The 21,405-nt window shown below is 69.8% G+C and carries 14 protein-coding genes; 7 read left to right on the forward strand and 7 right to left on the reverse strand.

What is annotated here, in order from left to right; all coding sequences use genetic code 11:
* The first annotated feature begins 266 nt into the window (after positions 1–266).
* Positions 267–1,310 (forward strand): NaeI family type II restriction endonuclease, encoded by a 1,044-nt coding sequence (locus ACQPYD_RS32600; RefSeq protein ID WP_433699177.1) that lies wholly within the window; start codon positions 267–269, stop codon positions 1,308–1,310.
* Positions 1,311–1,453: 143 nt separating this feature from the next.
* Entirely contained in the window at positions 1,454–2,548 is a 1,095-nt protein-coding gene (locus tag ACQPYD_RS32605; protein WP_433699178.1) for a DNA cytosine methyltransferase, read from the forward strand.
* A 429-nt stretch (positions 2,549–2,977) separates the two neighbouring features.
* Here ACQPYD_RS32605 and ACQPYD_RS32610 read toward each other — a convergent pair whose 3' ends face one another.
* The 6 genes from ACQPYD_RS32610 to ACQPYD_RS32635 form a co-directional block, all read right to left on the reverse strand.
* Entirely contained in the window at positions 2,978–4,726 is a 1,749-nt protein-coding gene (locus ACQPYD_RS32610) for a pyruvate dehydrogenase (RefSeq protein WP_433699179.1), read from the reverse strand.
* Between the two features lie 423 nt (positions 4,727–5,149).
* The gene (cas6e, locus tag ACQPYD_RS32615; RefSeq protein WP_433699180.1) at positions 5,150–5,899 is read right to left on the reverse strand and encodes a type I-E CRISPR-associated protein Cas6/Cse3/CasE; all 750 of its coding nucleotides are present in this window, start codon (positions 5,897–5,899) and stop codon (positions 5,150–5,152) included.
* Positions 5,896–6,768: a type I-E CRISPR-associated protein Cas5/CasD gene (gene cas5e, locus ACQPYD_RS32620; protein ID WP_433699181.1), complete on the reverse strand. Its 873-nt coding sequence runs from the start codon at positions 6,766–6,768 to the stop codon at positions 5,896–5,898. The genes cas6e and cas5e overlap by 4 nt, the downstream gene beginning before the upstream one ends.
* Positions 6,765–8,099: a type I-E CRISPR-associated protein Cas7/Cse4/CasC gene (locus ACQPYD_RS32625; protein ID WP_433699182.1), complete on the reverse strand. Its 1,335-nt coding sequence runs from the start codon at positions 8,097–8,099 to the stop codon at positions 6,765–6,767. The genes cas5e and ACQPYD_RS32625 overlap by 4 nt, the downstream gene beginning before the upstream one ends.
* Positions 8,096–8,674: a type I-E CRISPR-associated protein Cse2/CasB gene (gene casB, locus ACQPYD_RS32630; RefSeq protein ID WP_433699183.1), complete on the reverse strand. Its 579-nt coding sequence runs from the start codon at positions 8,672–8,674 to the stop codon at positions 8,096–8,098. Before casB ends, ACQPYD_RS32625 begins: the two co-directional genes overlap by 4 nt.
* On the reverse strand, positions 8,667–10,169 hold the full coding sequence (locus tag ACQPYD_RS32635; protein WP_433699184.1) for a type I-E CRISPR-associated protein Cse1/CasA: 1,503 nt from the start codon (positions 10,167–10,169) through the stop codon (positions 8,667–8,669). Before ACQPYD_RS32635 ends, casB begins: the two co-directional genes overlap by 8 nt.
* 1,362 nt (positions 10,170–11,531) lie before the next feature.
* Here ACQPYD_RS32635 and ACQPYD_RS32640 point away from each other — a divergent pair.
* The 5 genes from ACQPYD_RS32640 to ACQPYD_RS32660 all read left to right on the forward strand — a co-directional run bounded on the left by ACQPYD_RS32640 (position 11,532) and on the right by ACQPYD_RS32660 (position 19,608).
* Positions 11,532–14,918: a hypothetical protein gene (locus ACQPYD_RS32640; RefSeq protein ID WP_433699185.1), complete on the forward strand. Its 3,387-nt coding sequence runs from the start codon at positions 11,532–11,534 to the stop codon at positions 14,916–14,918.
* 124 nt (positions 14,919–15,042) lie between these two features.
* Complete coding sequence (locus ACQPYD_RS32645; RefSeq protein WP_433699186.1) at positions 15,043–15,822, forward strand: SGNH/GDSL hydrolase family protein; 780 nt, start codon at positions 15,043–15,045, stop codon at positions 15,820–15,822.
* 213 nt (positions 15,823–16,035) lie between these two features.
* Positions 16,036–18,051: an FAD-dependent oxidoreductase gene (locus ACQPYD_RS32650; RefSeq protein ID WP_433699187.1), complete on the forward strand. Its 2,016-nt coding sequence runs from the start codon at positions 16,036–16,038 to the stop codon at positions 18,049–18,051.
* 131 nt (positions 18,052–18,182) lie between these two features.
* Positions 18,183–19,040 carry a Rieske 2Fe-2S domain-containing protein gene (locus ACQPYD_RS32655; RefSeq protein ID WP_433699188.1) on the forward strand — a complete coding sequence of 286 codons (858 nt, stop codon included), beginning with the start codon at positions 18,183–18,185 and terminating at the stop codon, positions 19,038–19,040.
* A 28-nt stretch (positions 19,041–19,068) separates the two neighbouring features.
* A complete protein-coding gene (locus ACQPYD_RS32660; protein ID WP_267947313.1) occupies positions 19,069–19,608 on the forward strand; it encodes a PadR family transcriptional regulator in 540 nt (179 codons plus the stop codon).
* 155 nt (positions 19,609–19,763) lie between these two features.
* On the opposite strand, the gene ACQPYD_RS32665 is transcribed toward ACQPYD_RS32660, so the two are convergent.
* Complete coding sequence (locus ACQPYD_RS32665; protein ID WP_433699189.1) at positions 19,764–21,062, reverse strand: ROK family protein; 1,299 nt, start codon at positions 21,060–21,062, stop codon at positions 19,764–19,766.
* Between the last annotated feature and the right edge of the window lie 343 nt (positions 21,063–21,405).

Consider the following 21,405-nt stretch of genomic DNA (forward strand, 5'->3'; position numbering starts at 1 on the left):
CGTCGAGGGCACACCGAACATCTTCACCGCCCCCCGGAGCGGTCGGGTTCGAGATCCTGCGGCTCTCCGGTGCTCTGCGTCGAAGTCCCCAGCCGAGAGCCGTCGAACCGCGCTTGGAGGCCGAAGGCCGACGGGTACCCACAGTCCTCGCCCCCACGACGGGTGGCCACCAAGAGTTCAGGGTGAAAAACGGATCAGGCCCGGAGTTATCCACAGCGGCAGTGACCCCCTGGCGACGTGTCAGCGCCCAACCGTAGAGTCAGACCGTGACCCAAGAACCTTTCCTTTTTCCCGTCGAACCCCTCCATGCGAGCGCCTCTACCCCGAAGGAAGTTGTGAAACACATCACCCCTTCGCCACTCACCCCGGAGCACGATGCAGGCATCGAGGACGTTTACAACTGGTTTCTCGATCAGAAAAACTACAAAGAACGCTTCGCCCAAGTATTCAGAAAATCCATCGACGAAGTACTGGACGGACAGCGCACAGGACGATATGACCTCTACATAAAAAAAGGAGAAGGAAGAGTAGAAAAGACGGAGAAGACATACCTTGGAACAAAAGTTGAAATTGTGGCTCGAGTAGAATTCGACTTGGGATACGGCCACACCATGGATTACAGCATCAACGACCATCAGGTGGATGCAAAATTTACCATGGGAAGCACATGGACGATCCCCAAGGAGGCCATGGGGCACATTTGCCTCCTGATGCGAGCAAACGACCAAAATGGCACCTTCCAGGTAGGACTCATTCGAATATCCGAGGAGAACCTCAACAGCGGCCGCAATGGTGACAAAAAAAGAACCGTCTCGGCGGCAGCCCGAAGAGAAATTAAATGGATCATCGAGAATGGAGATCTTCCCGAGAACCTTCTCCTCAACTTAAAGCGAGAAGACCCCAAAAAAGTCGAATCTATATTTCGCGCATCAGAGGGATACAAAGGAAGTGGAAACGGTGGACAGCTTAGAACAAATGAACTCTTCAGGCAAATGACCGGCCGACTCGTCGATCGCACCACGGTGCTGACTGTTGCGACACAGCACGACGGCCCAAAACGAGCACGGGACGCACGAAATCACCTAAGGCCAGAAGGAATCATAGTTCTCGGCCACAGGAAACCTGCGCCTAAGATTGCAAAGGACCTGAATTTACCTATCCCCAAAAATGGGTTCTGGGTTTCCGCCAGAATAGCTCGTGTATCCGAAGATGATTCCCGTCCGACAACGATGATCGATGGGATTCGCTACGGCATCTGGAAGAACGGTGATGAACCGAACGAAGCACCTGTCATCAAAGAAGTAATCTGATCAAAACCCCTTGCACTGCGGCGTTGTCACTCCACACCCTCAGCACACGGTACGCTGTGTGGTCGCCATCAATCAGCAGTGCTGAGGGGCGCCAAGAACATGAATCATGCAAAAAGTGATCCCATAAAATCCCTGGAGACCAAGTGCGCCCCGTACAGATTGTGGACCTGTTCGCTGGCCCCGGTGGCCTCGATGTAGCAGCGGAGAAACTCGGAATACAAACAGTAGGCGTCGAATGGGATGCCTCCGCCTGCAAAACTCGTCGAGCAGCTGGGTTGGAAACAGTCGAAGGCGATGTGCGCAACTACGGACCTTCCCAATTTCCCCGGGCAAATGTCCTTGCCGGAGGACCTCCGTGTCAGACCTTCACCGTTGCTGGCAGCGGAGCCGGACGTAGGGCACTCGACGACGTACTACATTTTGTTAAACGCATGGTAGCGCGAGAAGATCTTCGAGAGATCAAAAAAGAACTTTCGAAAATGGAGGACGAACGAACTGGCCTGGTTCTAGAGCCGCTCCGTTGGACACTTGAAGCAATCGACAAACAGGAAACACCTTATCAAGCGATAATTCTTGAGCAGGTGCCCGCAGTACTCCCGGTCTGGGAAGCCTATGCCAAGGCGCTTCAAAACGAAGGATATTCCACAGACTGCGGAATTCTACACACAGAAGCATACGGGGTACCTCAAACGCGAAAAAGGGCCGTACTCATTGCCCGCTTTGGGAGTGAACCGGTCTCCCTGCCTTCTCCTACACATCGCACCTACCGCAAGGGAGTGCCACGTGAGGAAGGAGACATGAGCCTGGCCCCATGGAGGACCATGGCCGATGCCCTCGACCGAGATTCAGGTTTCTCTGTGATCTCTAACTATGGAACAGGAGGAGACCCCAAAGCTCGCGGACAACGGTCTTCTTCCGAGCCATCAGCCACAGTTACCGGGAAAATATCTCGAAACCGTGTTGTCTCAGTCGACGGAAAGGAGATGCCACGTTTCACGTTTTCGGAGGCCGGACGTCTTCAAACTTTCCCATTCGACTATCCATGGTCAGGACGCGACATAAGCCAGCAAATCGGAAACGCCGTTCCCCCGCGACTTGGCATGCACGTCATCAGTGCCGCCCTCGGATGGGGAACTCCCTCTGAAGAAAAACTCGACAGGATAAAAACATGGGGCACCGTCAAAGTAACCAAAGGCGGCTCATATGACGAATTGAGCACCAAACTCTTCTATGTCTAGCGAGCCCCGTTCAACGGCCTTCTTCAAGCGGGTAATCTGCGTGACAGTGTCAACAGGGAAAGGCCGGACGACGGCCTCCAACAGTAGAAGCTGTGGACCGAAGACGGTCACTCACAGGTGGTCCATCATGGTCACGAGACTGTTGCCCATCAGCGCTCTGAGAACCTCCTCGTAATCTCAGTTCCAGTCTCGTTCACAGCCGTTCGGAGTTGCTCCCCCGCGGCTCCGTCCTCTGACTAATGCTCCGCCGATCAACCGCGAACGCCCGTGTACGGGATTGGAAAGCGTGTTGGGTGCAAGCCCCCAAGGGTTCGAATCCCTGTCCTCCGCCACCGAAGGGCTCGAGCGCATCGCGGTCGGGCCCTTCACCGTTCCTTGTCCCGACCTCTGGTAGTGACTGGCCACAGCGGCGCGGCCTCCCTCGCTCTCCTAAGGCCGGGGGATGTTGCGCAGGTTGGAGCGGGCCATGTCCACCATCGCCCCCACCCCTCCCCGGAGCACGGTCCGTCCCGCGGACAGGGCGAAGCCCGCCACCTGGTCGGCGGTGATGCGGGAGGGGATGGAGAGCGCGTTGGGGTCGGTGACGACGTCCACCAGCACCGGCCCGGGGGCCGCCAGCGCCTCCCGGAGCGCGTCGCGGACCCGGTCGGGGCTCTCCACCCGCAGGGCGCGCATGCCGATCGCCCCGGCGACGGCCGCGTAGTCCACGCGCGGGTGGTCGGTCTGGAAGGAGGGCATCCCGTCCACCATCATCTCCAGCTTCACCATGCCGAGCGAGGAGTTGTCGAACACGACCGTGGTGATCGGCAGGTCGTGCTGGTGGACGGTGATCAGCTCGCCCAGCAGCATGCTCAGCCCTCCGTCGCCGGACATCGAGACGATCTTCCGGCCGGGCGCCGCGTAGGCCGCGCCGATCGCGTGCGGCAGCGCGTTCGCCATGGTGCCGTGCGTGAACGACCCGATCACCCGGCGGCGGCCGTTCGGGGTCAGGTAGCGGGCGGCCCACACGTTGTTCATGCCCGTGTCGACGGTGAACACGGTGTCCCCGTCGGCCTCCTCGTCGAGGATCCTCGCCACGTACTCGGGGTGGACGGGCGTGTGGTGCTCGATGTCCCTCGTGTACGCGTCCACCACCTTGGTCAGCGCGCGTTCGTGGCGGGCCAGCATGTCGTGGAGGAACCGGGTGGCGGAGGCGGCCGTGCGCTCCCCGACGAGCGGCCTCACGGCGCGCAGGGTCGCCGCGACGTCCCCGTGCACCGCCAGCCGGAGCGGCACCCGGCGGCCGAGGCGGCGCGGGTCGTGGTCGACCTGGACGACGTTCTTCCTGGGCAGGAAGTCGTCGTAGGGGAAGTCGCATCCGAGCATCAGCACCAGGTCGGCGCCGTGCAGGGCCTCGAAGCACGCGCCGTAGCCGAGCAGGCCGATCATGCCGACGTCGTACGGGTTGTCGTACTGGATCCACTCCTTGCCGCGCAGGGTGTGCCCGACCGGGGCGTGCACCCGTCCGGCCAGGGCCATCACCTCGTCGTGCGCCTCCCTGGCCCCGGCGCCGCAGAACAGGGCGATCTTGTCGGCGGCGTTGATCAGCTCGGCCAGCGCGCGCACGTCGTCCTCGGCGGGCCAGGCGGTGGCGCGTCCCGCGGCCACGGGGCTGGTGTCGGCCGGGCCCACGGCCTTGCGCCCGGCGATGTCCCCGGGCAGGACGAGGACCGCCGCGCCGGGGGTGCCGAGGGCGTGCTGGACGGCGATCCGGGCCAGGCGCGGCATCTGCTCGGCCTCGGAGACGAGTTCGCGGAACTCGGTGACGTCCGCGAACAGCCGCTCGGGGTGGGTCTCCTGGAAGTAGCCGGTGCCGATCTGGCGCGAGGGGATGTGGGAGGCGATGGCCAGGACGGGGGCTCCGCTGCGCTGGGCGTCGTACAGGCCCTGCACGAGGTGGGTGTTGCCGGGGCCGCACGACCCGGCGCAGACGGCGAGCCTCCCGTCGATCTGCGCCTGGGCCGAGGCGGCGAACGCCGCCGCCTCCTCGTTGCGCACGTGGATCCATTCGATGCCGTCGATCTCGCGGACGGCGTCGACGACCGGGTTGAGGCTGTCGCCGACGACCCCGTAGATCCGGGTCACCCCGGCGGCGACCAACGTCCGGACGAGCTGTTCGGCGACGGTGTTCCTGGCCACGTTGGTTCCTCCTGGGCACGTCATCGCTGGTCCGGGGCGCCACGGGGGCGCCCCGGTCAACGCTAGGAGCAGGAGCCGGCGCCGTGCCGGACCGCCACGCGCCCGGAGCGAGGGATGCCCGCGAACGGCATCGGGGCCTCTCGAGCGGCGCCCTTCCACGAAGCGGGGGTCGCCCTCGTGGAAGGCGGTCGGAGGGTGAGAGCAGCGCCGACAAGGATAGGCGTTCGCCAGCCACGCGCAGGGGTCATGGGAACAGCCCCGTGCCCTCGGTCCTCGTCCCAGCGACGAAGACCCCGACCGGACACCGGGCGAGGCCTTCGTCGATCTCGTTCTCTCTTCGGCCGCCGGGGCCGGGCCATGTCCTGTCACCCAACGGGAGCAGCGGGTACACGCTCTCCTGAGCCCGACCGACCGGGTTCTCCGTCAGCGGACGAGTATCAGCCCGCAACTGTAGGCGCGGGCGTGGCCGACGCCCTGGCCGAGTGCCGCGACGAATGTCTCGGGGTCGGTGACCTCCAGGGTTCCGTGGATCTCGGCCCGGGCGATACGCAGCTTCTTGCCCGTCGCTGGGCTGGAAACCTGCGGAAGCATGCGTACGTCCAGCCTCTCGACATCCGTGTCGGCCCCGATACGGGTAACACCGTCGGGGGCGACGGCAGGCTCACCGAGTGCTTGCAGACGGCGCACGAACCACTTCTTCACGTACTCGGGGCGGGTGTGCGGAACACGGGTTCCGCGTGTGTTCGGTGACGAGCCCGAAGGCGGGGGAACACTGCGAACGGGGTTGACGACCGCGCGGAAATCGACACGGTCACCGATACGGAACGTCCGGTCGACCGTGAGGGTCTCCGGTGTCCGCGCCAGCGCCGCCCGCGGGATGCGGCTCCAGTCGGCGGGGACGGACGCCTGGACCACCAGGTTGAGCCGCGCCTTCTCCAGGTCGATCGTCCAGGTCGACAGGACGCCCATCCGGGAGCGGGGGCCGGGGCTTCCGTCGTCCAGCCAACCGAGGAAACCGCTCATGACGGTCCGGTGCATGTCCTGGGCGTCGATGAGCGACTTGCCGACGAAGGGGTGTCGGGCGTCCAGGGAGAGAAGCGACTGCGAGGTGACGAACCTGCCAGCCCCGGCCGGGTCTGACAGAGAGTGCGGTGTGGCTGCTGTCGTGTTCACAAGATAATGTCCCATCCACGGGCGTGCGGAGTGATGGTGACGCGGTGGCGGACCTCGGAGCGCAGGCTGTACTCGCCTCCGTCGGCACCGAACCGCACGGGCTGGTCGGGCAGGGAACCGACACCGGGCAGCGGGCGATGGCTCTCGATCCATGCGGACGGTTGCGCGCCGGTCACCGGGACCACATGCCCCTTCCTGCTGAAGGCGGCGTCCGGGAGAAGGGCGTTTGTCTCGAACGCCTGCATGAGGGTTCCCGGTACGACGCGCAGGGCCAGGTCACCGGAGGGCGGGCAGGCCTTCCGACCCAACCAGAGCAGGCGCCTGGGGTGTTCCAGCGCATGGGCGATCCGCGCCAGGAACGCGGCGTCCGGGTATTCCAGCCCGACGAGGAAGGCGGCGTCGGACAGGTACCAGCGCTCGGTGATCAGGGAGTGTCGGCGTACCTCACCGGAGACCAGGACTCCCGAGACAGGGTCGGCGGCCACGTACTTCGGCGAGCCGTACCAGCCCTTCAGCTCCTCGCGGCCGAACGGACCCGGAGTCCGGCTCTCCTCGATGGCCGCCGTCGCCTTCGCCGCCCGCTGATGGTCGACGACGAGATCGCGGGGGCGGAGCGGATAGGTCCCCCCGCCCACCGTGTGGTAGTCGCGCACCGGCGTTCCGGGGCGGTCGGCCCGGACTCCGAAGCGCACGTCGGCGAGTTCTCCGAGGGATTCCTCCCGGTCGAGGCCGAGCGCCGCGGCGCACAGGCCGATCACTCCCGACTTCGTGGGGCGGCGGTGGGTGTCCCGACGGTTGAACCTGCCCTTGAGGCCCCAGGACTGGAGGGGGCCCGCCAGCCGGACGAGCAGGACGTGCGGATCGCTCACGGGGTGAGCTCCTCGGCCCGCTCCACCACCGCCATCGTCTCAGGCAGACCCAGTTCCCCCAGGAGCGCGTCGATCTCCGGGTCATAGGTGAGCAGCCGAGCGGTCCGCAGGTCCTCGCGGCGCCGGCTGACGAAGGAGTGGTGGCGCAGCAGCCTGCGCACGGCGGCCGGGCCCGCCGGTCCCTCACCCCCGGTCGACTCGGGGCCCTCGTCCACCGGTTTCTGGAAGGCCGCCGCGTAGTTGTACGGGCGCTCCCCCTCGAAGGCGAGAACGAGCGCGGGCAGTGACCCGGTGGATGCGGTGGAGTTCTTCTTCGCCTCCGGGAAAGCCTCGACGAAGGCGTTCACGAACTCCTTCTCCGCCTCCGATGCGGTCTTCTCCGCCTCGGCCTCGTCCATACCGGCCACCCTCAGGTTGACGCGGAGCTGGTGGCGGTCCAGGACGGTGTGCCGGTAGAAGGTGCCGGAGATCAGAGACTGGTACCCGGTCATTCCCGCCCCCGCGTCGTCGGCGGCGTCGAGGAAGTCGAGGGCGTTGCGCTTGCGGTCCAGCTTCGCGTCGTCGGCCGCCGCGTAGAAGTCCTCGATCTGCTCGGACTCGTGCACGCTGAAGGCGTGCCCGGTCTGGACGGCGCCGTCGACGTTCGGGGAGTCGGGGATCTCGGCGAGGAACCGGCCGTAGAGGGCGATGTCCACGGCGTCGCGGGGAGCGATGGCCAGGAGAACGGCGTCACGGGTGGCCTTGGACAGCGGAGGCAGTTTGTCGTCCTCCGCCTGCTCCCCGCCTGCTTGCGGCTCGGACTTCCGGCCGGACTTGCCGCGGCTCTTCTTCTCCGCCGCACGCGCCTGCGCCGCAAGGTAGGCGTCGCACCATTGCGTGAGTTCTTCCGCCCGACCCGCGACGTGTTCCGCGATCCGCACGGCGGCGTCGGACGGCGCGAAGACCAGCACCCTGGTCAGATCGGCCACCGTCTTCTTGCTGGGGTCACCGAACTTGAGACCGCTGGCCTCCAGCACCGCACGGGCTGTGGCCAGTGCCTTCTCCTTGTCCCAGCCGTGGGAGGACTCCAGCTCGCGGCTGGTGAGCAGCGCCCACTCCCGGGTGCGGACGCCCATGCTCCGTCCCTTGAGCGCCCCTCGCCCGGCGTTGGCGCGGTTGCGCGCATAGATCCGCTCAGCGCGACGGCGGGCCTGGCTCGTGATCATGTGCCGCTCGACTCCGCCGAACACGAGGGTCTTGGGTTGGGCGTTCTCGTCGCGCACAGGCAGCACCGCCGCCAGGGTCTCGATGAGGTGGAGGGAGAGGAACTGGCTCCGGGGAGGCTCGGTCATGGGGTGCTGCCCTTCCGCGTCGTCGGCTTGTTCGGGGTTTTCCGGGTGTGCCCCGGTGGGAGGTGGAAGTCGACCGACCACTGGTAGGCGACCCGCGCCTTGCGGTCGTTCCACTTGATGAGGTCCTCGGTCAGCCCGGTCCAGGAAGGAGGGGGTTGTTCGCAGGACCGGAGTCGGGTGACCGCGTGCTGAAGATGCCGCCAGGGGATGCGCCGGCTGGCGACGACGCGGCCCACCAAGCGCAGGGCGCCCGGGTTGTCGGGCCCCCGTCCTGTCGTGTCACCGATCTGGCGGGCCGCGGCCCCGAGGCTGCCGTATCCGTACGAGGGCACGGACCGCCCCTGGTGGAAGACCGCGAAGAGGAAGGCCATGCGCTCGAACAGGTCGCGGTGGTCGTCACCGCCGTACCAGCCCGCACGGATGTGCGCGTTGGTACGGACTCCGGCGCGGCGCAACTCGGCGAGGGCCCCCGTGTCGCGCTGGTGCACCAGGGTGGTGAGCCAGGCGGTGAGTGCCTCGCTGTCGTGCGGGAACGGGTTCGGCCCCGTTCCGGGTGACGGGTCGTGCTCAGTCACGTTGGGTCTCCCCTCGGAGTTCAGCCGGACCCCGGGAACCGGACATGGCGTCCTCGAAGAGCCGCACGGCCCGAGCCCGGGCCTCGTGATTGGTGTCGCTCGGGGGCAGTGCGTCGAGTTTCTGGAGCAGCTGGGTGCGGGCCGTCGCCATCAGCCCCGCCGCGTACGCGATCAACGGCTCGGAGGTGGGGTCGTCGTCCTCGGGGCCAAGCCCGACCACCTCGTCCAAGAGTTCATGGAAGGGGTCTTCGGCCGAGGGCCAGAAGGAAGACCGGGCGTCGAGCCGGGCCACCTGTCCGGCCTCGTCGGCGGCACGCATGGCCGGGAAGGCCGTCTCGGCCGCCCTGATGGCCGCTTTCTTCAGCGTCGAAGCGATGTACTCGGCGATGTCCGATCCCCTCCGTGAAGCCCGGTAGAGGTGGGTGGCCATGCCCGGGGCGTAGGGATAGGCACCGTCCACCCAGGAGAGCGGGCGGGACTGGTTGGTGAGCAGACCCACAGCCCAGATCTGGTAGGGCGCTCCGGTACCCTCGCGTTCGTACCGGAGCGACCGGAGCCGCGCGTACATCCCGCTCGGCGCGTCCCTGACCGCGCTGTACAGGGCGTGGGCCTGCTGCCAGAGATCCCTGGTGGGCGAAGGCCACAGCGGCTTGCGCACGCCACTCACCGTCTCGCTGAAGACGGCGTCCTGGAGGTGGAGTTCCGGGTCGAGTTCCAGGACCTCCCCGGCCCCGATCAGGACGCGGTCGACCATGGCCTGCCCCTGCGGCCCGCGTACCCCGCCCAGCAGCACCGACCGCCCGAGTGAGCTGTGCAGGTCCGCCGGGCCACGGGGTCTGCGGGGTTTGACCGGCCCGGTGAACGTGCGGCGCTCCCCGCCCGTGGTCCAGGACGTGTTGAACGTGTCCGGTGGGCCGTACGGGGGGTGGAGGTTCAAGCGCAGTGTCTCGCCGAGCGTCTGGCCGAGGGCGACGACACGGATCCTTCCGATGAGCCGCCCCGCCGCGAGGTTGGTGACCTTGGGCCCGAGGCGCTTTCCCGGCATACGGGCACGCCCGTAGGGGCCGTAGACGTGCTGTGTGAGCGCGGCACGGAAGGCGGCCGAGGCAGGAAGCGGATTCCCCCGGGCCAGGTGGTGGTGGTCGAAGTGCTGGTTGTAGTCGCCGGAGTGCTCGATGACCAGTTGGGCCGTTCCCGTAGCGCTTTCGGCGAAGTCTCCGGCCAACTGCGCGTTCTGGGCCAGGGGATGCGTGGGATGGAACAAATCCCAGAACTCGTCCGGCTGGTCGCGCAGCCAGTCGGCGGCGGAGATGAGGGGGTGCCTGCCAACGATCCAGTCCTGCCACTCCTGGTCGGAGGACGGGCAGGTGCCGGACGCGAAGCAGATGGCCAACAGGTACTCGATGACGGCGACGTTCTCCCCCGGGGAGACACAGTCGAGGAATGCCAGTTCGTCGGCCTGTGCCAGAAGGGCACGCAGGGAGTGGTGTGCCATAGCGCCGTCAAGGGCGACGGCGGGCACGCAGGGCTGGTGACGGGGGTCCCAGCTGAGGGGTTCGCCCGGAAACGTGTGTGTGGGGGACGCCGGGGGGATCTCTGACAATGATTCACTACCGCTCTCTCGAAGACCGACGACAGGCACAGCGATCGGATCTCCATGTGCTCGATGGCCGAACACACGAAGCGTTCGTCGCAGACCGGAAAGCCCTCTCTTGCAGGGGGAGTAGGACACCCCCGCATCCGCGGGGAGGAAATCAACACGAGATCGTGAAGCCGTCGAGGGGCCACTCCCGCCTCCCGCGGGACTCCGTCGCCCTGCCTCCACCCCCATCACACGAATATCGGACATACAAGGTGAAATCACTGGGATGGACTGCCTTGACCCGCAGGCCGCCGACATGCCCGCAGTCTCACAGGAATCCGCCGGCATGCCGCAGGGACTTGCACACCGCCTCGTCCCTCAACAGCGGAACGAGGCGGTCGATGGCGACGCACACCTTTTTATCGCACCAAGTCGCCATCGCGCAGGCATTCAGGAAAACTATCCGCCGCCTATAACCCCTACGGGAACAAGAAGCAGTCGAGTTGCCGAAGCTCCACGACCACGCTGGCGCCACCCTTGCCGTTACCTCTTGCGCAGCAGGATGGTCAGGGTCGACCGAGCGTCCCTGCGCCGCTCCGCGGTAGGGGCGAAAACAGACACCAATACAACAACAGGGCAAACCACCGCACGGATCACACTGGCAACCAGTCCGCACACAGCCGTGACACCGATAAGGACCTGCGAGACATCGAACACGGTCCACCCCTTTCCTGGAATCAAATTTCTGACCTTTTCGGCCTTGGCCAAAGAATCTCGCAAAACGTGGACGCCAGCCCACCCAATCACACCCCTACTTCACGATTTACGCAGGTCAGACCAGGTGAATTAATTTTATGGCCAGCAGTTTTCCCGGCGGCGACCAGAGAGGAAAAAGTGACGACTTCACCGAAGAACTCGCGCGAAGCACTGGGCAACATGCTGCAAAAGGCGTGGAAGGGATCCCGCCTGCCCCAATCACAGGTAGGGCCCCAGTTGGGAGTCGCGAGGAGCACATGGCAGGCATGGTTGGCCGGTTCAGTCCCGAATCAGACCGACAAGTTCCTCTCTGCGGTGCGACGGCTTGAGCAGGTCACCGGCCGCACCGTGTACGCGGAAGCCGCGTGGCTGGAGGCCCTGAACGCGGCTCAGGAGGAGAGGGATCGGAAAGCCAACGCCAGTCGGCGGGGTTCCGCTCAGGCTCGTATGAAAGCGGAGGTGAAGGAGAAGTGTGGGCCCCGATCCGTCAGCGACCACTCGGAAACCCTCTGCCTACCCGTGCCCGACATCGTCCAGGGACGCAAGGACGAACGTGAGATCATGAACGCGTTCATCAAGGCCAGAGGGTCAGAGGCACCGTCGTATCTCTGCTGGCAAGCAGACGCGCCGGTAGGCAAGTCGGTGCTGCTTGCCGACTACATCCGGCGTTACCCTCCGCCCAAGTGGGACATCCTCTCCTTCTTCATCTCCCCGGCGAAAGGCACCGACACCCGGGCCTCGTTCGCGGAAGAAGTGGCCGGTCAGATCCACAAGCTCTTCGACGGGGAAGAGCGCGTCCCCCACAACGTCCGGGGCTGGAGGCAGCTCTTCGCCGAAGCCGCCAAGAAGAGCAAGGACCTCGAACGAAGGCTCCTGCTCATAGTCGACGGCCTTGATGACGACGTCGCCTGGTCGGGTCTGACGGGCGAGGGCGATGCGCCGACGGCCGGGTCCCGCGAACCGGCCGAACCCGGGCTTGCACCGGGGAGCATCGCCGCGCTTCTCCCGGCCGCTCCACCGTCGGATATGCGTGTCATCGTCTCCCTCCGCCGCTCGGTACGTCTTCCCGACGACGTCCCCGAAAAGCGGCACCCGCTGCGCCAGGCCGAGAACTTCCACACGCTCCTGCCCGTCGCCGGGCTTCCCCCGGCCGAGCGGAATCCGGCACCGCCCACCGACCCCTTGGGCCGCCCGGTGGCAGAGCTGCTGGCCGTGGCGGGCGGCAGCCTGCGTGTGAAGGACCTGGCGGAGCTGACAGAACTTCCGGAGGAACGGATCGACCGCCTGTTCGCCGGACCGGCCGGCCGCGCCGTCGTCCTCGACGACACGGTCCGTCGGACCTACGCGCTGGCCGGGCCCGGTCTTGTCGACGCCGTCCGTGCGGGCCTGGGGGATACCGGTGTTCTGCGGCGTACCGGTGAACTGCTGGCCTGGTCGCGGGCGTGGGGTGCGCGGGGCTGGCCCGACGGTACCCCGCCGTTTCCCCTGGAGCACCAGCTGCGGCTGCTGAGGGACGACGCCGAACGCACGGCGTACGTCCTGGATCTGCCCAGGCTGCGCAGGCTCTCCGCCACGTCCGGACCGGACGTCGCGCTCGGTCGGCTCAGGGCGTTCGCGGACGAGGCGGGCGCCGACGGCCTGGCGAAACTCGTCCCGCTCTCCGCCGTGCGAACCCTGGTGCGGCGGGAATCCCGCGAGGTGCCGGACGGGTCCCCCACCCTGTTCGTCAGGCTCGGTGACGTGGAACGGGCTCGTGATCTCGCCGTCTCCGCGCCGGAGCCGATTCTGCGGGCCGTCCACCTGGCCGAGGTGGGGGCGCAGATGGCGGGCGCGGGACTCCCCGACGTGGACGCCGTCATCAGGGAGGCGGCCGAGTGGTTGGACCGGGACCGGGTGGACCGGGGGTCGCCGGGCGAGCATCGTGAGGCCGGACTCTACGAACGGCTCCTGGGGGCCGCAGCGACGCTCAACAGGCTGCACAGCCCGGGCACCGCCCGTCCGCTGCTCCTGGCCGTGGTACACGATCCCGCGACCAATTCGGAGGTTCGCGTCCGGGCGGCCGGGCTGCTGGAGGCCGGCCAGGACCCCACGCTCGTGGAGACGTTGTTCGACCGGGCGGAGACCCTGAGCATGGGGGAAACGCGCGCACGGGCCGCGGCAGTGGACCTGTGGGGCGCGCTGGCCCGCGCGGTCCCCGGCCGGGGCCCCGCAACCGGTGACCTCATCCAAGCCGTCTACGGGGAAATCGACCCTTCGGGCGGGTTGGGGGCGGTCGATATCCTGACCGCCGCGACGTCGGCCCTCGCCAACCTGCCGGTGAAACGGAGCAGGCAAGCCGTCGAGCTGGTGCACCGGGCGGAGGCCCGCTTGAGGGAGGCGATCACGACCCTTGAGGAGCGCCCGGAGGAGCTGTCGGAGGAGGACCGCGCCCATCTCGGCCGTGAAATAGGGGGGACGCTGGCACGTTTCGTCCAGGCTGTCGGCGAAGCAGGGATCACGCGGTCCTCCCTCGACGACGCCACGTCCCTGATGGCCCCGTTGACCGAGGGCGACCGCATCGGCCTTCTGGGGGATTCGCTGTCGGAACGGGCGGAGAGAGTCGCCACGTCGACAAAGACGAGGTGGGCCGAGTCGGATGCGCAGGCCTCCGCGCCGAAGAAGCCGCAGGGCCGGTCCGAGGGTCGAACGGACCGCGACGGGCCCGCACACCTCCGTCTGCTCCGAGAGGCGGAGGAACAGGCGGAAAAGGGCAACCTCTTGCTCTGCCGGGAGCTTCTGGAGGAGGGGCTGCGGCGGAGTCCGGCCCCGGAGGCGCAGCTGCCCGTCCCGGGATCCTGGACGGTGGAACTGTGCCGGGCCCTCGGGCTGGCGGGGGAGTTCCCGCTCGCGGAAGCCGTCACAGCGGGTCTGTCCGACACCGGATCCCGGGCGCGTCACCTGGGCTCGCTCTCCCTCGGATGCTCCCTCGGCGGATTCCATGAGGCGGGGGCCCGTTACGCCCGGGATGCGGCGGGCCTGGTGCCCGACAGCGGGGAAGCCGGTCTGCGGAACACGGTGGCCCAGGCCCTCGCGCACGCCGGGGACGGCGCCGCCGCCTCGGCCATGGCGACGGGAGGTTCCGCAGCGCAGAAAAGGCAGGCGATGACGGCCGTCGCGGCCGGGCTCGCCCGGCACCGTCCCGACGAGGCGGAACACGTAGCCGTCCCCCTGGTGGAGGCCCTGGCGGGCAGGATCACGCCCGGCAGCCCGCTCCGCGTCCTTCCCGAACTGGCGGCCCTTCTCCTGGCCTTCCCGGACATCCGCGCCCCGGAGCCGCGCCTGCGCGACGCGCTCCACCGCGCCGTGAAACACCTGGCCGGCTCACCGACGTCTCCGCCCGCCCACTCACTGGTCGTCTTCGCCCTGCTGGAACAGCTCGGCTGCCTTTCCGAGGAGGACGGCGACACCGTCACCGGCCTGAGGGACCGGTGGCTGCGTTCACATCGAACGGCACGGGAACACAGCGCCGAACTCGTACTGCACGCGGCCGTAGAAGGTGATATCGCAGAGCTGTGGCGCCGGGCCGATGCCCTGCGAACACCCAAGGCGCGGTCGGAGGCGCTCGGGGCCGCAGCCGCGTACCTGGCGGGCGCCCCGGTGGCGCTGTCCACGGACAGCCGGGCCGACGACCGCGTGCTCCGTACCTGTCTGGCCCTGGCCCGGGCCTCCGGTGACGGCACTCCCCCGGCCGAGGATGCGGCCCGGGACATCGTGCGCGGGCTCGCGGAGACCGACGCGTGGCCCCACACGATCCCGGTACTGCCCCTGCTCGCCCCGGGTGCGCTGCGCCATCTCTGCACCATCGCCAGGGACCCCGCCTGGCGCGCCGACGGGCCGGATACGGCGGGCGGGCCGCCCCTGCCTTGAAACAGGGCACGAAGGCACCGGTCCCCGAGCCGACCCCGGCGGTCGGCTCGGGTGCTGGTACATAAGTCGACTAATCACTTTGTGGAATAAGATGCCGTCCTGGCCACGAGGTGAGGAGTCTGGGATGAGTCCTGGGGACAGGGTGCGCTACGTGGCGCTGGGCGACAGCCACACCGAGGGGGTCGGGGACGGCGACGACGAGACCGGGCTCCGGGGCTGGGCGGACCGCCTCGCCGACCGCCTCGCCGCCACCGGCGCGCGGGTGGAGTACGCCAACCTCGCGGTCCGGGGGCGCCTGGCCCGCCAGGTTCGCGAGGAGCAGCTGGCCCCCGCCCTGGAGATGCGCCCGGACGTGGCCACCGTGTTCGCCGGGGTCAACGACGTGATCCGGTCCGGGTACGACGCCGGGGCGGTGGTCGGCCACATGGAGGCGATGTTCGCCGAGCTGACCGCGTCGGGGGCCCGGGTGGCGACCCTGACCTTCCCCGACATCGCCAGGATCGCGCCGCTGACCAGGCCCCTGGTGCCCAGGGTGCTGGACTTCAACGAGCGCCTGCGCGCCGCGGCCGGGCGGCACGGCGTCGTCGTGGCCGACGTCGCCGCGCACGAGGTGTCCACGGACCGGCGGCTGTGGGCCGCCGACCGCCTGCACTGCACGCCGCTGGGGCACGACCGGATCGCCGGAGCGCTGGCCTCCGCGCTGACGCTCCCCGGCGCCGACGGGGCGTGGGCGGACGCCCTGCCCCGGATGCCCGAGCGGAACGCGCTGCTCGCGGTGGCGGAGGAGGTCCGCTGGCTGGGGACCTTCCTCGGCCCGTGGATCCTCCGGCGCCTGCGCGGCCGCTCCTCGGGCGACGGCCGCGCGGCCAAGCGCCCCGCGCTCCTGCCGGTGGAGCCCGCCTGAGCCGCACGCCCGGCGGTCCCGTGGTCCCGGGCGCGCGTGCACGTCGTGGCCTCCGGGTGTCGCCGCGGCTCCGCCCCGACCGTGGTCCCGGGCGCGCGTGGACGTCGTCCGCGAACCGTCGCCGGGGCACCGCGCGAGTCATTTTGCAACTTGTTGCATAATGAAGTCGAGGTCGGCCGGACACCGACCGGGCAACCGCGCGAGGAGACGAGCATGAGCGACTACCCCCACCTTCTGGAACCCCTGGACCTGGGCTTCACCACCCTCCCCAACCGCGTGATCATGGGCTCCATGCACATCGGCCTGGAGGAGGCCCCCCAGGGGTTCGAGCGGATGGCCGCCTTCTACGCCGAGCGTGCCCGCGGCGGCGTCGGCCTCATCGTCACCGGCGGCATCGCGCCCAACCCCGAGGGCGCCACCTACACCGGCGCGGCCAAGCTGACCACCGGGGCCGAGGCCGCCGAACACCGCGTGATCACCGACGCCGTGCACCGCGAGGGCGGCCGGATCGCCATGCAGATCCTGCACACGGGCCGGTACGCCTTCAGCGAGCAGTCCGTCGCGCCCAGCGCGATCCGGGCCCCCATCAGCGCGTTCACCCCCCGCGCCCTGTCCGACTCCGAGGTCGAGCAGACCATCGAGGACTTCGCGCGCGCAGCGGAGCTCGCCAGGCTCGCCGGGTACGACGGCGTCGAGGTGATGGGCTCCGAGGGCTACCTCGTCAACCAGTTCATCGCCTCCGCGACGAACCACCGGGAGGACCGCTGGGGCGGCTCCTACGAGAACCGGATGCGCTTCCCCGTCGAGATCGTGCGGCGCGTCCGCGAGCGCGTCGGCGACGACTTCATCCTCGTCTACCGGCTCTCCATGCTCGACCTGGTGCCCGGCGGCTCCACGTTCGACGAGGTTGTCCGGCTCGCCAAGGCCGTCGAGGAGGCCGGCGCGACCATCATCAACACCGGCATCGGCTGGCACGAGGCCCGCGTCCCCACCATCGCCACGTCCGTGCCGCGGGGCGCCTACAGCTGGGTGACCCGCAAGCTGATGGGCGAGGTGTCCGTCCCGCTGGTCGCGGTCAACCGCATCAACACCCCGGAGGTCGCCGAGGCCGTCATCGCCGGGGGCGACGCCGACATGGTCTCCATGGCCCGGCCGTTCCTCGCCGACCCGGACTTCGTCGCGAAGGCGGCCGCCGGGACACCCGAGGAGATCAACACCTGCATCGGCTGCAACCAGGCCTGCCTCGACCACACCTTCAGCCTCAAGATCACCTCCTGCCTCGTGAACCCGCGCGCCTGCCACGAGACCGAACTGGTGCTCTCCCCTACCAGGAACCGCAAGCGCGTGGCCGTCGTCGGCGCCGGCCCCGCCGGCCTCGCCTTCTCCGTGTCCGCCGCCGGGATCGGCCACGAGGTCACCCTGTTCGACGCGGCCGAGGAGATCGGCGGCCAGCTCCGCATGGCCCGCCGCGTGCCCGGCAAGGAGGAGTTCGACGAGACCCTGCGCTACTTCCGGGTTCAGCTGGACAAGCACGGCGTGGACGTGCGGCTGGGAACCACCGTGACCGCCGCCGACCTGACCGGCTTCGACGACGTCGTGGTGGCCACCGGGGTCGTCCCGCGCACGCCGGAGATCCCCGGCGTCGACCACCCCAAGGTGGTCGGCTACGCGGACGTCCTGCGGGGGAACGCGGACGTGGGCGCGCGGGTCGCGATCATCGGCGCGGGCGGCATCGGCTTCGACGTCGCCGAGTTCCTGACCGACGGCGGCGAGGGCGCGAGCCGTGACCCCGACGTGTTCTTCCGCCAGTGGGGCGTGGACACCGGCCACACGGCGGCGGGCGGGCTCCGGACCCCCGAGCGCCAGGCCCCGCCGCGCACCGTGCACCTGCTCCAGCGCAAGGCGGACAAGGTCGGCGCGGGCCTCGGGAAGACCACCGGGTGGATCCACCGCCTGGAGCTGCGCCACCGGGGTGTGGAGATGATCGCCGGCGTCTCCTACGACCGGATCGACGACGAGGGCCTGCACCTGACCGTCGGGGACGACAAGACCGTGCTCGACGTGGACACCGTGGTGCTCTGCGCCGGCCAGGAGCCGCGCCGCGACCTCGCCGACGAGCTGGCGGCGGCGGGGATCGGCGTGCACGTCATCGGCGGCGCGGACGTCGCCGCCGAACTGGACGCCAAGAGGGCCGTCGACCAGGGCACCAGGCTGGCCGCCGCGCTGTAGCCGGGGCCCGGCGGAGGGGCCGGTCCCGGGGTGTCCGCGCCCCGGGGCCGGACAGGGAAAATCCGGTTCAAGCCCTCCCCGGGCCCCCGGAACGGGGAGTGAACCCGGGGGGCCGGGGTAGCCGTCCCACCATGAGGCTTGGTGAAGGCGTACGCAAGATCGAACGGAACGACGGGCTCGACCCCGCGGTCTCCCTGTTCAAGCGGGTGGCGGGGCGCATCCCGCGCGGCCGGGCGCGCGACCTGCTGAACGGTGTGCAGCTCGGGCACCCGGCCCACCCGATCCTGGTCCAGCTGCCCATCGGCGCGTGGATGTCGGCGGTCCTGCTCGACCTCCTGCCGGGGGACCACCGTCGGAGCGCCCACGCGCTGGTGAACACCGGGCTGCTGGCCACCCTGCCCGCGGTCGTGAGCGGGCTCGCCGACTGGTCGCAGCAGCACGCGAGACAGCAGCGCGTGGGCGTGGTCCACGCCGCGTCGAACGCCGCGGGGAGCCTGCTGTTCGCGTCCTCCTCGCTCGCCCGGGCGCGGGACCGCCAGGGCTGGGGGCGGGTCCTGGCCCTGGCGGGCGTGGGGGCGGTCGCCCTCGGCGGCTCCCTCGGGGGGCACATCGCCTACTACCGGGCGGGCGGCGCCAACAGCGCGGACCACCTGACCGACCTGGTGCCCGGCGGCTGGCACGACCTCGGCCCGCTCGACGGGTTCGGCGAGGGGGAGCCCGTGCGCGCCTCGCTGGGCGACGTTCCGGTCGTGGTGGTCCGGACGGGGGACGCCGTGCGGGCGGTGCTGGGAACGTGCACGCACATGGGGGCCCCGCTCGCGGACGGCTCCTTCGCGGACGGGTGCCTGCGCTGCCCCTGGCACGGGAGCGGGTTCGACATGGACGACGGGTCGGTCGTCCACGGTCCGGCGACCGCCGGGCTGGAGACCCTGGAGACGTCCGTCACCGGCGGGACCGTGCGGGTCCGCCGCCTTCCGCCCGACGCCTGACGTCCCCGGGCCTTCCTAGAATGCGCTCATGTCCCTGCCCCACGCGATCCTGACCGCCCTGCTCGAGAAGCCGTCCTCCGGGCTGGAGCTGACCCGCCGCTTCGACCGCTCGATCGGGTACTTCTGGTCGGCGACCCACCAGCAGATCTACCGGGAGCTGGGCAAGCTCGAGAAGGCGGGGCTGATCAGGGCCCTGGACGGCGAGGGGCCGACCCGGGGGCAGAAGAAGGAGTACGAGGTCCTGCCCTCGGGCCGGGAGGAGCTGGAGCGGTGGGTCGGCGTGCGCGAGGACCCGCGCGCGCCCCGCGACCCCCTTCTGCTGCGCCTGCGCGCGACGGGCGTCGTGGGGGTCGGCGGGGACATGGTGGACGAGCTGCGCCGCCACCGCGCGCTGCACCGGGAGCGGCTGGCCGAGTACCGGGAGTTCGAGAGGCGCGACGCGGCGCGCGGCCACGGGACCGAGCGGGACCGCGTGCACCGCCTGGTGCTCCAGGGCGGGATCGAGCTGGAGCTCTTCTGGCTGACCTGGCTCGACCGGGCCCTCGCCGACCTGGAGGGCGCCGGCTGAGCCGCGTCCGCGGCGGAGGCCCCGGGCGGTCGCGGCGTCGCGGCCGTCCCCGCGTCCCGGCCACGCCGGGGCCCGGCCACGCCGGGGCCGGGACGTGGCCCGGGTCGGGGCCGAGCGCGCCCGCCTGAGCGGTACGCGCCCCGCTCCGCCCCGGCTCACCGGGGAGCGGGCGCCGCCGACTCCGACAGGTCCTCGGGCAGGCGCACGCGCGGCCGCAGCGGCACCAGCCGCGACTGCAGGACCATGGTCGCCGCCCCGATCGCGGGGGCCGTCGCCGCCGACGCGGACAGGCGCACCTCGACGGGGTGGCTGGCGCGGGCGAAGAAGGCGCCCTCCAGCTCGGACCTGATCGCGGGCAGGTAGACGGACCCCGCCACCGCCAGGCCCGGCCCCGTCAGCACGAGCAGGTCCAGGTCCATGACGTTGGCCAGCGTCCGCACCGCCGCCGCCAGGTACCGGGCGGAGCGCTCCAGGAGGGCGCGCGCGGTCGGCTCGCCGCGGCGCGCGGCCCGGACCACGGCGGCGAACTCCGCCGCCTCGGACCGCTCCCCGCGCCCGCCGCCCCCGGGGCCGTCCGTCGGGCCGCCGTCCGCGCCGCCGGCCGCCGGCGCCCCCAGTTCGGCGGCGCGCGCCAGACCGGCGTCCGCACGCGCGGCACGCACCACCGCGGCGGGCCCGGCGAGCGCCTCGACGCACCCGCGCCCGCCGCACCAGCACGGCGGACCGTCCACGTCCAGGCACACGTGCCCGATCTCCCCGGCGTTCCCGCTGGCCCCGTGGTAGGGGATGCCGTCGACCAGGAGCCCGGCGCCGATGCCGGTCCCCATGTACACGGCGGCGAAGACCGACGTCTCGCCGACGCCTCCGGACCAGTACTCGCCGAGCGCGGCGGCGGTCGCGTCGTTGCCGGGCACCACGGGCAGCCCGCAGGCCCTCTCCAGCTCCTCCGCCACGGGGAAGTGCGCCCAGTGCCGCATCGACGGCAGGGGCCTCGCGCCCCCGGTCGCGGAGACCACGCCCACGCCCAGGACCCGGTCGCGCTCCACCCCGGCCCCCTCGACCAGCGCGTCGACCTGGCGGGCCGTCCGGGCGACCATCGCGGCGGGGTCGTCGCCGACCGCGTCGGCCCTGGTCACCCTGGACACGACGGCGCCGGTGAGGTCGGTGAGCGCGTACGTGACGCCCATCGGGTCGAGGTGCACGCCGACGGCGTACCGGGCCCCGTGGTCGAGCTGGAGCAGCACGCGCGGCTTGCCCCCGGTCGACTCGGCGCGGCCGGTCTCGCGGACCAGGCCGTCGTCGATGAGCGCGCGGACGACCGTGGAGATGGTCGCCCCGGTGAACCCGGTCGCGGCCACCAGTCCGGCCCGGCTGATGGTGCCCGCCGCCCGGATGACGTCGAGGACCGCCGCCCTGCTCGTGGTGTGGGGGGTGGCGCGTGATGGACCGCCCAAGGGAACCTCCGCCGCTTCCGTGCCGTGGCGTCCGCGCGGGGAACGGCCCCGGTGTACGCCCGGCGGCCCTGCCGCCGCGCCCCGGCGGGGCGCGTACCAGCGTACCGCCGCACGCGCCCCTCCCCAGGGGCGCTCGCCCGGCCCCCGGGATGCGGCGTCGGCGCCGCGGGGCTCCCTCCTCGGGCGGTCGCCCGGCCCCCGGCAGGCGGCCCGGGTCCGGGCGTCCGGGGAGGCCGGCGCGGGGGAGCCCCGCGGGCCGCTCGGCGGGGCGCGGGCCCCGTCCACGAGCGGGGGTGCGGACCGCCCTCCTCCCACGAGGTCGCCGCACCCCATTGACTTAGTT

It is taken from the genome of Nocardiopsis sp. CA-288880 (assembly GCF_050955985.1).
Taxonomy (GTDB): Bacteria; Actinomycetota; Actinomycetes; order Streptosporangiales; family Streptosporangiaceae; genus Nocardiopsis; species Nocardiopsis tropica.